12 protein-coding genes are annotated in these 12,588 nt (G+C 60.3%); 6 read left to right on the top strand and 6 right to left on the bottom strand.

Annotation, left to right across the window (positions count from 1 at the left end; genetic code table 11):
• The 5 genes from ABDB81_RS18125 to ABDB81_RS18145 all read left to right on the top strand — a co-directional run.
• Positions 1-1,637, top strand: a 1,637-nt coding sequence (locus ABDB81_RS18125; protein ID WP_346812646.1) for a colicin E5-related ribonuclease, incomplete at its 5' end; no start/stop codon positions are given.
• Between the two features lie 5 nt (positions 1,638-1,642).
• Positions 1,643-1,972: a colicin immunity protein gene (locus ABDB81_RS18130; protein ID WP_346812649.1), complete on the top strand. Its 330-nt coding sequence runs from the start codon at positions 1,643-1,645 to the stop codon at positions 1,970-1,972.
• Positions 1,973-2,949: 977 nt separating this feature from the next.
• Positions 2,950-3,831, top strand: a complete 882-nt coding sequence (locus tag ABDB81_RS18135) for a hypothetical protein (protein ID WP_346812652.1) — start codon at positions 2,950-2,952, stop codon at positions 3,829-3,831.
• Positions 3,825-4,238, top strand: coding sequence for a hypothetical protein (locus ABDB81_RS18140; protein WP_346812655.1), 414 nt, complete (start codon positions 3,825-3,827; stop codon positions 4,236-4,238). The genes ABDB81_RS18135 and ABDB81_RS18140 overlap by 7 nt, the downstream gene beginning before the upstream one ends.
• Before the next feature lie 302 nt (positions 4,239-4,540).
• On the top strand, positions 4,541-4,783 hold the full coding sequence (locus ABDB81_RS18145; RefSeq protein ID WP_346812658.1) for a hypothetical protein: 243 nt from the start codon (positions 4,541-4,543) through the stop codon (positions 4,781-4,783).
• 234 nt (positions 4,784-5,017) lie between these two features.
• On the opposite strand, the gene ABDB81_RS18150 is transcribed toward ABDB81_RS18145, so the two are convergent.
• Entirely contained in the window at positions 5,018-5,266 is a 249-nt protein-coding gene (locus ABDB81_RS18150) for a hypothetical protein (RefSeq protein ID WP_346812661.1), read from the bottom strand.
• Between the two features lie 418 nt (positions 5,267-5,684).
• Here ABDB81_RS18150 and ABDB81_RS18155 point away from each other — a divergent pair, with 418 nt between their 5' ends.
• On the top strand, positions 5,685-6,179 hold the full coding sequence (locus tag ABDB81_RS18155) for a BON domain-containing protein (RefSeq protein WP_137926539.1): 495 nt from the start codon (positions 5,685-5,687) through the stop codon (positions 6,177-6,179).
• Positions 6,180-6,302: 123 nt separating this feature from the next.
• Here the strand turns inward: ABDB81_RS18155 and ABDB81_RS18160 are convergent, their stop codons facing one another.
• From ABDB81_RS18160 to ligD, 5 genes are all read right to left on the bottom strand, one after another.
• Positions 6,303-7,274 carry a Ku protein gene (locus ABDB81_RS18160; RefSeq protein WP_137926540.1) on the bottom strand — a complete coding sequence of 324 codons (972 nt, stop codon included), beginning with the start codon at positions 7,272-7,274 and terminating at the stop codon, positions 6,303-6,305.
• A 12-nt stretch (positions 7,275-7,286) separates the two neighbouring features.
• On the bottom strand, positions 7,287-7,424 hold the full coding sequence (locus tag ABDB81_RS18165) for a hypothetical protein (RefSeq protein ID WP_346812666.1): 138 nt from the start codon (positions 7,422-7,424) through the stop codon (positions 7,287-7,289).
• Positions 7,425-7,457: 33 nt separating this feature from the next.
• Positions 7,458-9,485, bottom strand: coding sequence for a response regulator (locus ABDB81_RS18170; protein WP_346812669.1), 2,028 nt, complete (start codon positions 9,483-9,485; stop codon positions 7,458-7,460).
• Between the two features lie 196 nt (positions 9,486-9,681).
• On the bottom strand, positions 9,682-9,828 hold the full coding sequence (locus ABDB81_RS18175) for a hypothetical protein (protein ID WP_346812671.1): 147 nt from the start codon (positions 9,826-9,828) through the stop codon (positions 9,682-9,684).
• Between the two features lie 127 nt (positions 9,829-9,955).
• Positions 9,956-12,562 (bottom strand): DNA ligase D, encoded by a 2,607-nt coding sequence (gene ligD / locus ABDB81_RS18180; RefSeq protein WP_346812673.1) that lies wholly within the window; start codon positions 12,560-12,562, stop codon positions 9,956-9,958.
• Between the last annotated feature and the right edge of the window lie 26 nt (positions 12,563-12,588).

Consider the following 12,588-nt stretch of genomic DNA (forward strand, 5'->3'; position numbering starts at 1 on the left):
AGCCGACAGCATCCGCGCGATCAACGATGCGTTCCGCATCACGCGGGCAGACGGCTCGGTGGAATACCGAAGCCAGCGCGGCGCTGGTGGCGCAGCTCAAGGAAAGCCTGGGGCTGCACTACACCGAAGGCACCGTCGCCGACGACATCGACACTCGGTTCATCAAGGAAAAGAAGGGCTTCGGCATCATCGGCCAGATTGTGGCGATGGCGGCGGCGGTGGCGATTTCGATTGTCACGGCGGGGGCTGGGGCGGCTTTGATGAGTGTGGCCGTCGCACAGATGACGGCGATGCAGGCGGCGATGGTCGCCATGGTGTCGGGTACGTTGTCGAGCATGGTGAGCCAAGTTATTACAACGGGTTCTCTTGATTTCGGTTCAGCGTTAAAGGCTGGTGCAATCTCCGGACTGACCGCTGGGCTAACCCAAGGCGCATTGGGCGCACTGGACTTGAACCAGGCAGGGATCGGCAGCATTGGCGACAACCTTGCCAAGGGAAACTGGACCCAGGCAATGGGGCAGTTCGGCAGCTACGCCCAGGCGAGCGTTGTGCGCTCGGCTATCAGCGCGGGGATTAATACAGCGGTATATGGTGGTAGCTTCGGACAGGCCTTTGCCGGGGGGCTAGTGCGAGACGCAGCGGCGCTGGCGGCCAATGCGGTGGGCGTCAAGCTACCTGGCATTGGTAGTGAGGGTGCGACAACGAGCACCATCGTCGCAAACGCGGCGGCGCACGCCCTGATTGGCTGTGCGGCGCAAGGCTTGACTGGCGGTGACTGTGCGGGCGGTGCCATTGGCGGAGCAGCTAGCGCGATTGCCGCGCCGCTGATTCGTGATGGGTTTTATGAGGGCAGTCAGACTGTCGTCGACAACGGTGATGGCACCCAGACGGTCAAGTACGGGAACACGGCCTACAACGCCACGACGGTCGCGCTGGCAACGCTCATCGGTGGCTCTGCTGGAGCATTGCTTGGGCGGGACGCGACCTCCGCATCGCTGGCGGCTCAGAATGAGTCGTTGAACAACGCACTGAGCGTGAAGGTTGTTCCACGGCCGGTCCCGACAATATTTGGCGTGTTGATGATTCCGACGCTGGTCGTGACCGATGAGCCCATGGGCACACCAAACAACGGGCCACAGAAATCCGATCCACTTTCGAACCCGCTGGAAGAGCAGAACCGCAATGGCAATGCCATTGGGACACCAAACAATGGGCCGCAGGGCTCGACATTGACCGACACGCCCGCGAACGGTCCTCAGGGGCCAACGATTCTGGGCAATCCTGGGTGTATGCTGGCACCGGTGCTATGTGCGGGACTTATAGCGATCGCTCAGATCCAAAATGGCGTCGCGGCAAACAACGTCACCATTGACACCAAAATTGCCGCTCAACTTGATGGGCGAGGGTGGACGGAACAAGACGTGCGAACCGTCATTGGTCAAGGGGCGGTAGGGGCTACTAGTGACAATCGATCTGCGGCAAAGACTCCCGATGGTTTGCCGAGAAGCGATCCCGCCTCTGTCTATGGATCAAAGAATGGCTACGTTGTTGTGAATGATCGGACGGGTGAGGTTGTTCAAGTAAGCGGAAAAAACGATCCGGGATGGATTCCTGACAGTCGAATTCAGTGGAAGTAATGTTTATGGAAATTGATCTTCAACAGTTGTACCACTCATCGGACGAGTTCTTCGAACTGGGTGGAAGCGTGGTAATGAAGTTGTCTACCAACGCGGCAGTGGCCGTTTGTGAGAGCGCAGTAAAGCACGGGTTGCTCATTGCTCGAATCGAAGGGGGAATTTGGCACGCCCCCGGATTTGAAGCGAGGTTGGATTGTATTTGGGACGGATTTAACCCTCCAGTTGATCTCCAACTGGCCGAGCAGAACAATCGTGAGGCGGCGGCATTCATCCGGAAAGAAAGTGGGATGCATGACGTGTTTGTACTTACCGCACCTTCAATGGTAGGTTGGTAACGATAATGGGATGGAAACCCCTATCGCCCAGAGGCCGAATCCCCCCTCTCGACCTTGACCTCAGGCGCGGCGTGACAATCATGGAGATGCTGCTGCGAGACCAGTAAAGTGCCGGCCTGAAGTCGCTACTGCCTGGCCGCAGGCGGCACACGATAGCAAGCAAGAATACGCAAGCATCGGGTATCGTCCTAGACCTGACAAACTCAACAGTTACTCCAGAGCAGCTAGGAAGCTTATTGCAGCGTGTAAGAGGGGCCGGAGCAACGAATATTACTGACATTAAGGTTATAAAAAAATAGATATGCCGAGCATGACTTGCAAGTGCGGTCATCGGATCACGTTTGGTGCGATACCGTGTAGCGATCAGTGGCTGCTCATCTCAGATGAGGACTATGATCAATTCTCAGGCGATGTGGATACCGAAGACATTTATCGGGCGATGCAGCCAATGTTGAAATGCTCAAACTGTGGACGCCTATGGATATTCTGGGATGGATTCGGCAATCCCGCAGTCGCCTACAAATTGGATTAGAAGCAATTGCTGTTTTAGTTAGACACCCTCCCTGGGAGGTTGAATTGAGACCAAAAAAATCGGAGCAATACGAGGTAATCTGTAGAGAGCTCCTTGCCTCTTCCGAAGAGATATTTTCGAACAATGAACAGACGGAACTCGCATCTGCGCTGCGTGACTTTTTTCCCCCACTGGATCGAGCGTTTGTTTTGAAGTGGATCCCGGAGCAGTCCGAAGACATCTATTGGGTGCTTATCAGCGCTACGACGATACTTGAGGTTGAGATTCCGCGTGGGCGACGAGGGCCCAACTCACTCCAAGCCATTGACGTTGCAATGTTTCGAGGTAGGCCACACGCGCGTAAGGTGATGGAGAAGCTGGAAGTCGCTCTCAAATTGGTACAGGCATGAATTGCATGTAAGTGATCTTCGGGCGGCCAGACGGGCGGGAGAGCTTTATCAGCGGCTTGTCATGGGATAGCCAGAACAACCTGTCGGTCACCGATCAGGAAAAACTGGCGCTCTACAAGAACGCGGCCGACTACGCAAAGGATCACAGTATCGCGCTCGGCACAGCCCTGAGCGACGACCAGATCAAGGCGCTGGACGCGCCGATGCTCTGGTACGTGGAGCAAGCCGTCCCCGATCCGCGGTGCACGGTATCGAGCACGATCTGTGCGCCGGTCAACGCGCTAGTCCCGCAGGTTTACCTGCCAGAAGGCTACGCGCAGGCACTGTCCGTCCCCACGGGCGGCACGATCAGCGGCGAGAACATCAAGCTGACCATCGACGGTCAGCTACGCAACACCGGGCAAGTGATCGCCAGCGACACGCTGTCGGTCAAGGACGGGAGCCTCGACCTGAGCCCGAACGTGGTGTCGATCGGCACCAACGCATACAAGGCGCAAGGTGGCTGGAATGTCGTCACCGGCACGGTGGTGCAACCCGGCGGCTTCCTGTCGGCGATGCACATGGACATCGAGGCCGACAGTATCCACGCGGTCAACGATGCGTTCCGTATCACGCGCGCCGACGGCTCGGTGGATACGGAAGCCAGCGCGGCGCTAGTGGCGCAGCTCAAGGAAAGCCTGGGGCTGAACTACACCGAAGGCACGGTCGCCGACGACATCCACACGCGGTTCATCAAGGAGAAGAAGGGCTTCGGCATCATCGGCCAGATCGTGGCGATGGCGGCGGCGGTGGCGATTTCGATTGTCACGGCGGGGGCGGGGAACCGAACGCGGGGGGAGGGGGCCGCATACACCAGTGCGATGGGTACCTTGATGGACTCGAGGCTACGAGAAGTGCATGATCTGCGGATGGGACGATGGAAGGTGTTGCGATGTTGAATTTGACCGATGCAATGGTGGGAAGCGAAGTTGCCTTGGACGGGTGGTTGGTAGATCGGAAGGATGGTTTGTTTTTACTGGATAATCATTACCCGGAAGACATCAACTATCCACTAAGAGTTAAATTTGTGAATGGAGATGTAATGTATCCAGTCCTGGCGAGGATTCCATCGCTGGCGGGAGGCGTGTCATTAATTTTTTGTCGGGCTAGAATTTTTGGCACACTGATTGGAACGAAGCCATTGTCAATGATTGTGGGGGAGATGACTGTGGAGGAAATTCGTGGTTCTGGTAAATATGTGAATATAGATATTTCTACGGAATTGGTGAATGAATATGTAGCGAAGAGGGGGAAATACAAATTTTGGATGGTGCGACCGTCAGCTCGTGACTGGTTGGAGGATTGACAGTGAGCGTTGCGAAATAGACGGATACCAAACCAAGAAAGCTCTTTTCAAGAAAATGAAGAATTGCAGCATAGTGCTGCTCAGAGATAATATAGTCTTCTCCCCAGTCACCATGACGGAAACAATAGCTGGAGTCGGAGTAAAGGGTGATTGGATTGAGGATGTCATCGTTACTGCCGGCAGTTCAACGGAGGAATTTGGCGCGGCGTCGCACCTAGCATTCAGTCGTTGCACGGAGTAGGTTGTCGACATTGCGATCACGGTCAATTTTCCTAACAGACAACCTGTGACAAGGTCGAAATATGACAAGCAAAAATATCACAAGAGCATTGGTGGATCTTGCCATCTTCCTGGAATACGCAGATCAAAAAATCCTTGATACGGATGCAGCAATCCAGGCGATGGAGCAGCTTGCGGAACGTCTGCAGAACCTGCCAGAGCAGGAGAAGATGCACTTGATACGTCAGTTAGAGGAAGTATCCCTAGAGTACGGCGAGCACGAGGGTTTTGTACGAGCACTGGCGGAAAATCTGGACCTGCGGTGATGTAATTCAGCGGTTAGCAGCGCCGCCGTCCGACATCCACCGATATCGGCGCCCTCATCGCCATATCAGCGTCCCCATAGCACCCCCCAAAACCAAGACGCCGAAGCACCCTCTCAGATGCTCCGGCGCGGGATCTCGCTTCAGTGAGCCCCGTCTTGACCTAAGGCGAGGTGTGACAACCGTGGAGATGTCACTGCGAGATCCGGAAAGCGATGGCTTGAAGCCGCTATCGCGTTACTGCTGGCGATTCTTGTCCTGCTGGCCTTGCTGGCCTTGTTGCCCTTGCTTCTGGCCGGCGTCCTGTTGAGGCTGGCCGGAGCGCTTGTCCTGATTTCCCATCTGGCCGCCGCCTTGCTGGCGTTGCTGGTCCTGGCCGCCTTGCTGTCCACCTTGGCCGGATTGCTGTTGTTCCTGCTGCTTCTGGCCTTGCTGTCCCGACTGTTGGCCCGGTTGGCCCGACTGGCTACCTTGCTGCTGTCCCATTGCTTTCTCCGGAAGATCGCGGCGAGGCTGCCGCGTTGGTATTCAGCAATCGGCATGCCATCTGACAAAGTGCGACGGATGCCATCTGTCGGACATACAGGTAGCGGATACGAGACACCGCCTTTGCCGCTTTTACAAGCCATGCATGGTTTTCACACAATGCGCGTGCGAGCGCTCCGCAGGCGGCGCCAGCACCGCTTCGCGCACAGCGTCGCAACTTTGATGGGTCAAGGGTTTGCGGCCGATGGCGCCAGATGTGGAACGGGATTTGCAGAACAGTGGGCAGGATGGTCAGTAACGCTATCGGGTCCACGGCTTCATACAGTGTGATGTGAGGAAGGACGCGGCGCCCGGTGACTGATCTTGTTTCACAGACCTTGATTCATTGCGATTCAAACGCTAACAAGGAGATATCACCATGAAAAACGCACCGACCACTCGCACTGTTCGTATCGCTTCGATCTTGCTGGCTACCGCTGCCGCATTTGCTGCGGGCGGCGCGCATGCGCTCGATAACGGCGGCTTCATGAAGGTGGCCGACTCCACCGGCAACACCACGGCCACGCAGACGCCTGCGTACACAGGTGCTGCTACGCCGGGCCGTATCGACGGCGACAAGGAGAAGATGCCCGCTGCAACCACTGGCGCGAAGATGGAAAACAAGGTGGAGAACGGCGCGGACAATGCGAAGCAGGTCGTGACGGACAGCGCGCTGACCACGAAGATCAAGTCGAAGCTGCTGGCCACGAAGGATCTGAAGTCGACGGGCATTCACGTCAAGACGAAGGATCGCGTGGTGAATCTCACGGGCTCGGTGCCGACGAAGGCCGAGCATGAACTCGCGCTGGACGCCGTGCGTTCGGTGGAAGGCGTGGATTCCGTGAAGGATCACCTCAAGGTGTCGTCGCGCTAAGGAGCTGACCTAGCAGACGTACCTGAACGATTGATGATGCGCGGCGGCTCAGGCCGCCCTGCGCTGAGCCGCGACTCTCCCACGTGTCGCGGCTCTTTTTCTTTGGGGCGGCGCAGGCTGGAATCAGGCCGCTTTCTTTCGCGTCGCGGTCTTCGCTGTCTTTGATTTCTTCGCTGTCGCAGTTTTTTTCCTGGCACCAGGTTTCGCGGTCTCCTTCGTCGCTGCTCCCTTCGTCGCCGCTTTCTTCGTTGCTGCTTTCTTCGCCACAGCCTTCCGCGCCGATTTCCTTGCGGGTGCCTTGTCGCGTTGCCCAATGCTCTGCTTGAGCAGCGCCATCATGTCGATGACCTTGGCGCCCTTGGACGGCGTCGGCGTGTCGTCGCCAGCCGGTGTCAGCAGATGGGTCTTGCCGGCCTTGATCTTGGCGTGGATGACTGCGAGCAAGTCTTCGCGATAGGTGTCGTGGAACTGTTCCGGCTTCCAGTCTTCGCTCATGTCTTCCACGAGCTTGGTGGCCATCTGCACTTCGCGCGCGCTCGCCGCGTGTTTCCTGGCGGCGGGCAATTTCAGGTCCTCGATGGGGAGCACCTCGTCGGCGAACCGCATTGTGTTCAGCACCAGTGCCTTGCCTAGCGGCAACAGTGCCGCCAGATGCTGCCGGTTGCGCAGCACAACGAGCGCTATGGCCGCGCGGCCGGTCTTGCGCATGGTCTCGTGCAGGAGCGCATAGCCGCGCTCGCCGCGCTTGTCGGGTTCGAGATAGTAGGGCGTCTCGAAGTAGTAGGGCGGGATCGCGCCGGCATCGACGAACGACACGATATCCACCGTTTGCGTGGCCTCGACATTGGCCTGGCGGAAATCCTCGTCACTGAGCACGACGTATTCATCCTTCTCGTACGCGTAGCCTTTGACGATCTGCGTGTTCTCGATGACCTTGCCGGTGTGCTTGTTGATGCGCTGATAGCCCACGGGCGCCATGTCGCGCTTGTCGAGCATGTCGAGGTCGAGCGTATTCGAGCGGGATGCGGCCTTCAGTGAGACGGGGATGTTGACCAGCCCGAAGCTGATGGCCCCTTTCCAGATCACGCGTGACACGTTGCGCTCCGGCTATGCGCGCTGCGGCGGGGGTGGCGGCATGTCCCCTGGAGGCGGATCGTTGATGGGCTCCGGCGTGGTATCGGGTGGCTCGGGTGGCGGGGTTTCGGGCTTGGGCGGCACGATGTCGGGTTCGGGCGTGATATGCATGCGCATGGGGTTCCTTGTCCGGGACGCGATGGATCAGGCGTCCAGTTCGTCGAGCAAACGGGTCAACGCGTTGAGATCGGCGGGCTTCACCAGATGCATGTCGAAGCCAGCATCGCGGGTGCGGCGGCGATCGTCGGGCTGGCCGAAGCCCGTCAGTGCCACCAGCCGCGCATTGCGAAGTTCGGGAATCTCGCGCAGCCTTCGCGCGGTTTCAAAGCCATCCATCGTGGGCATGCCCAGGTCCAGCAGCACCACGTCGGGCCGCACGCTGGCCGCGCGATCGATGGCGCTCTGGCCATCCGGCGCGGTCACTACGGTATGGCCCAGCGTTTCGAGCGTCATCGTCATGGCTTCCAGCGCATCGACGTTGTCGTCCACGAGCATGATGGTATGCGGCGCGCCTGGCACGGCGCGCGCCTTGCCGGCAGACGGATGCCAGTTCTGCCACGGCTCCACTGGCAACTCCACGGTAAAGGTGCTGCCCTTGCCAGCACCGGGGCTTTCCGCCGTGATGCGGCCACCGTGCAGTGTGACCAGCTTTTGCACCAGCGTCAGGCCGATGCCGGCACCTTCGCGTGCGGCAAAGTTGTCGGGGTCGGTCGGTGGTGTGGCTGGCAATGTGGCGTTGGTGTTCGGACGGTCATCGTGCTCGCCGATGTGGGCGGCCGCGCCATCCGACTCGCCGCCGCCGACGGCTGCGGCCAGCGGATCGAACAGGTGGCGTTGCAGCGCCGTGGATAACCCATTGCCGTTGTCGCGTACGCGCACGTACACCTTGCCCTCCGCGACCGAGGCCTCCACGGAAAGCTGTCCGCCCTCGGCGGTGTACTTGGCGGCATTGTGCAGCAGGTTGGCGAAGATCTGCGTCAGCCGCACCATGTCGCCGCGAATGGGCAGCGGCTGCTCGGGCAGCGACAGCCGCAGCGCGTGGCGGCGCGTTTCCAGCAGCGGCCGCACGGTCTCAACGGCGGTGTTCAGCGCGCCGCGCAATTCAACAAGGTCGCGCCGCAGCGTGATCTGGCCCTGATTGAAGCGCGAGATATCGAGCAGTTCATCCACCAGTCGCGTCATGTGATGCAGTTGACGGCCGATGATGTCGCGCGCGCGGAACATGTCTTCGCGCGACGGGGCGAGTTGCTGCAACAGGTCCACTGCGCTGCGCATCGGCGCCAGCGGATTACGCAGTTCGTGCGCGAGCATGGCGAGGAATTCGTCCTTGCGACGCTCCTCGTTATGCAGCGCGCGTTCCGCGCGTTTGTGGCGCGTAACGTCCTGGCAGATACCGGCCACGCGCAGGCAGCGGCCATCGGCACCGCGTACCGGAAACGCGCGCATATGCACCTCGCGGATCTCGCCATTGGGACGTTCGAGCTGGAATTCGGTATCGAGCCGGCCGTCGCGCAACATGCTCTCCCACTCCACTTCCATGCGCACACGGTCTTCCGGCGCCAGCCAGTGCAGCCATTCCGTGGCGTTCTGCTTGAGCGCATCGGCAGGGCGGCCCCACAGTGATTCGAACGAAGGGCTGATGAACAGGAAGCGCTGGCTCCGGGGCTCCAGAATCCACACCACATCGGCCAGTGACTCGGCCAGTTGCCGGAACAGGTCCTCGTTTTCGTGAAGGGCCTGCGACGTGCGCTGAAACGCATCCTCGGCGCCGCGCATGCGCAGCAACGCATTGATATTAGAGACCAGTTCCTCGGGTTCCAGCGGTTCCACCAGCAGGCTGTCCGCGCCGCCATTGAGCGCCTGCACGCGGCGATGGGAGTCGGTGACGCCCGCTGTGGTCAGCAGCACCATGGTCCGCGCGGTCAGCGGATCGTCCTTGATCAGGCGGCAGACGTCGAGGCCGTCGATATCGGGAAGCTGGCCCGAAAGCAGCACGAGGTCCGGCGTGTGCTGGCGCACCAGTGCCAGGGCGGATTGGCCGTTCGATGCCTCGAGTACCGAGAACTCCGCCCGGTTCAGGATGCGGCTCTTGACGTAGCGTGGCCCTTCGCGACCCTCGACATTGAGGATCAGCGGGCGGCGCGTCGGTTGCTGGTTCGGCGTGGCATTCATGGCTGGCTGGCGGCAGGGAATGCCGCAATCGTGATGTCGCGATTCGACCTCTCCAGGGCATGACACGCCACGTCGCCTGCACGGATAGCCGTCGCGGGTGGCGTCGCCACATCCTGAATTGTATTTTTTACCTTTTTGCTGCCCATATGCTTTGTATTTTTGACTCGCGTGTTTTCGGGTGTCGAACTGGCTGCTTCTAGCGATTCGCCAGGGCGGGGCGGACAGGGGCCGCGCCCGCATCGAACGGCGAAGACAGCAGATAGGCCAGCGCCAGCGTCAGAATGCAGAGGATGGCGCGCTGCCAGAACTCACTTGAAAACCACGGATCGGGGTCTTGTCTCATTGGTTGTTTGCCTTGCTGCGGATGCCCTCGGGGCAACGTTTTGGGTCCACAGTGGCAAGAACCGTGCCGCGCCGTCACAAGACCGCTGACAGACGGACGCCGACAGCGCGGCGTCCCATGCATCCGTTCAGCCGCCGGCGAGTCGTCTGCGGGCGCGCGTGAGCGTCTGGCGCGAGGTGGCGAACCCGGCCCAGGGGTCGTGCCGCGACAGTTCCTGGAGCCGGGCGCCGACATTGGCGATGGTCCAGTGCGCCGCACTCGTCAGTTCTGCAAGCTCGTCCCAGCTGACCGGAATGGACACGCCGAGCCCGGGACGCGCCCGCGCGGAAAATGCGGCAGCGGTGGTAGCCCCGACACCATTGCGCAGGTAATCGATGAAAATCTTGCCAACGCGATTGCGCGGGCCACTTTTGGCGACGAATCGATCGGGAATCGTCCGCGCCATATGGATCACGGCGTCCTGCGCGAAGTCACGCACAGTCTCCCAATCGGCGCGTGGCGCCAGTGGCACCACCACATGCAGGCCCTTGCCGCCACTGGTCTTGAGAAAGCTTTCCAGTTCCAGCGCCTCGAGCAACGCCCTGACCAGGCCGGCGGCTTCCTGGATCTGCGGCCATTTCACGCCTTCGCCCGGATCGATGTCGAACACCACCTGGTTGGGCTTGTCGATCGCGCGGGATGTGGCATTCCACGTGTGAAACTCGATCACGTTCATTTGCGCGGCCTCGACAATCGCCGCTTCGCTGGTGACTTCGATCAGCGCAGGATGGCCGGGCCAGAGGTCAGGGTCGAGCGCCTTCATGCCCGTGATGTGGAGCGTATCGCCGTGCCGCTGGAAGAACTGCTGCCCGTCGATGCCCGACGGTGCGCGCACTAGCGCCAGCGGCCTTGCCTTCAGGTAGGGCAGCATCAATGCGGCGGCACGCGCGTAGTAATCCACGAGATCGCCCTTGGTCAGTCCGGTGGATTTGTCGATGACGCGGTCGGCATGGCTGACGACGACATCGGCAACAACGGTCTTGCCACGGGGGGCGGATGTCTTTGTGGCGGCTTTCTTCGCTGCCATGCGTGTCTTGGTTGCGACCTTTTTCGCTGGCGCCGCTGGTGTTTCTACGGTGATGCTGCCTGCAGCCTTGTCGCTGCGCAGGCCATGGAATACCGAATGCCGGACACGACCCTCGCGCGTCCACGCACCGAACGAGACTTCGGCCACGAGCTTTGGCTTGACCCAATGTCCCTTGACGCCGCGTGGCAGCGGATCGAAGGGCGCGGTGTCCGTGGTCAGCGCATCGAGTTGCTTGCGCAATCTGTCGAGTGTGGCGGTATCGAATCCGGTGCCGACATTGCCCGCATATCGCAACTTGCCCTGTGCGTCATGAACACCCAGCAGCAGCGAGCCCAGCCCGCTTCGGCTGCCCTTGGGGTCGGTAAATCCGCCGATCACGAACTCCTGGCGATGGGTGCATTTGAGCTTGATCCACGAGTTCGCCCGCGTGCTGACATAGGGCGCATCCACACGTTTGCCGATCACGCCTTCGAGCTTCATGCGACACGCGGCCTGTAGCATCTCGCCGGGGTCGGCCTCGAAGCTGTCGCTGAAACGCACGCGCTGCGACGTGCGATCGGCCATCAGGCTGGCGAGCAGCGCCCGTCGATTTGCGAGCGGCACCGCGCGCAAATCATGGCCATCGTAGTAGGGCAGGTCGAAGGCGTAGAACTGAATCTGATCGACGTGCGCGGTCTCGAACGCATTCTGCAGCGCCTGGAAATCGGTGATGCCGTGTGCATCGACCACGACGATCTCGCCATCGAGCCAGCCATCAGGCAATCCGATATCGCGAATCTCGGCCGCGAGACTGCGCAGCTTCGATGTCCAGTCGTGTCCCTGACGCGTGAAGAGCCGCACGTCATCGCCATCCACGCGCGCCAGGATGCGGTAGCCGTCGAACTTGATCTCGTATTGCCAGTTCGCGCTGTCGGCAGGGGCCTTGTCGACGAGCGTAGCCAACTGGGGAGACAGTGCAAGCGGTAGCTTGGCTTTCTTCGCGCCGTCGGGCAGGGCGATAGGGGTGGCTTTTCCCGCTTGATTCGTTGTCTTCTTCGTTGCTTTTTTTGATGCGGTCTTGGCTTTCGATGCCGTGCCGCCGAGTACGCTGTCCGGCAGTGCCTCCACCACATCGAATTCCGATGCAGGCCGCGCGAATTCGTCGCGCTCCTTGATCAGCAGCCATGCATTGTCATCGCGCGCACGCTTGCCGCCCATGCGCACGAGCGTCCAGTGTCCCTGCAGCTTTTCTCCGCGTAATGCGAACTTGAGCTTGCCTTCGCGATAGGCCGTCTCCGGATCATTGTCGGGAATCCACACGCCACGGTCCCAGACGATGACGGTGCCGGCGCCATAGTGGCCTGCGGGAATCACACCTTCGAAACCGCCGTAGTCGAGCGGATGGTCTTCCACGTGCACTGCCATGCGCTTGTCGGCGGGATCGTAGCTCGGCCCCTTGGGTACGGCCCAGCTTTTGAGGGTGCCATCGAGTTCGAGCCGGAAATCGTAGTGCAACCGCCGCGCGGCGTGCTTCTGGATCACGAACGAGAGCGCGGCGGTCTTGCGGCGCGCGATCGTCTTGCCAGCTGTCTTGCCACTGGGTTCCGGTGTGGCGGCGAAATCGCGTTTGCGGTGGTATTTCCCGAGCGGGGCGTCTGTTTCGGCGGGTGCGGCGGTTGTCTTGGCCATGGATGCGTCCGACAGGTCGGGGATCG

This window comes from Cupriavidus sp. DL-D2 (assembly GCF_039710735.1).
In the GTDB taxonomy this organism is placed as follows: Bacteria; Pseudomonadota; Gammaproteobacteria; order Burkholderiales; family Burkholderiaceae; genus Cupriavidus.

Excerpts from the sequence above, each read along its gene's own strand:
- ABDB81_RS18130 (WP_346812649.1), top strand. The coding sequence starts at position 1,643 with ATGGAAATTGATCTTCAACAGTTGTACCACTCATCGGACGAGTTCTTC.
- ABDB81_RS18140 (WP_346812655.1), top strand. The coding sequence starts at position 3,825 with ATGTTGAATTTGACCGATGCAATGGTGGGAAGCGAAGTTGCCTTGGAC.
- ABDB81_RS18145 (WP_346812658.1), top strand. The coding sequence starts at position 4,541 with ATGACAAGCAAAAATATCACAAGAGCATTGGTGGATCTTGCCATCTTC.
- ABDB81_RS18150 (WP_346812661.1), bottom strand. The coding sequence starts at position 5,266 with ATGGGACAGCAGCAAGGTAGCCAGTCGGGCCAACCGGGCCAACAGTCG.
- ABDB81_RS18155 (WP_137926539.1), top strand. The coding sequence starts at position 5,685 with ATGAAAAACGCACCGACCACTCGCACTGTTCGTATCGCTTCGATCTTG.
- ABDB81_RS18165 (WP_346812666.1), bottom strand. The coding sequence starts at position 7,424 with ATGCATATCACGCCCGAACCCGACATCGTGCCGCCCAAGCCCGAAACC.
- ABDB81_RS18170 (WP_346812669.1), bottom strand. The coding sequence starts at position 9,485 with ATGAATGCCACGCCGAACCAGCAACCGACGCGCCGCCCGCTGATCCTC.
- ABDB81_RS18175 (WP_346812671.1), bottom strand. The coding sequence starts at position 9,828 with ATGAGACAAGACCCCGATCCGTGGTTTTCAAGTGAGTTCTGGCAGCGC.
- ligD (WP_346812673.1), bottom strand. The coding sequence starts at position 12,562 with ATGGCCAAGACAACCGCCGCACCCGCCGAAACAGACGCCCCGCTCGGG.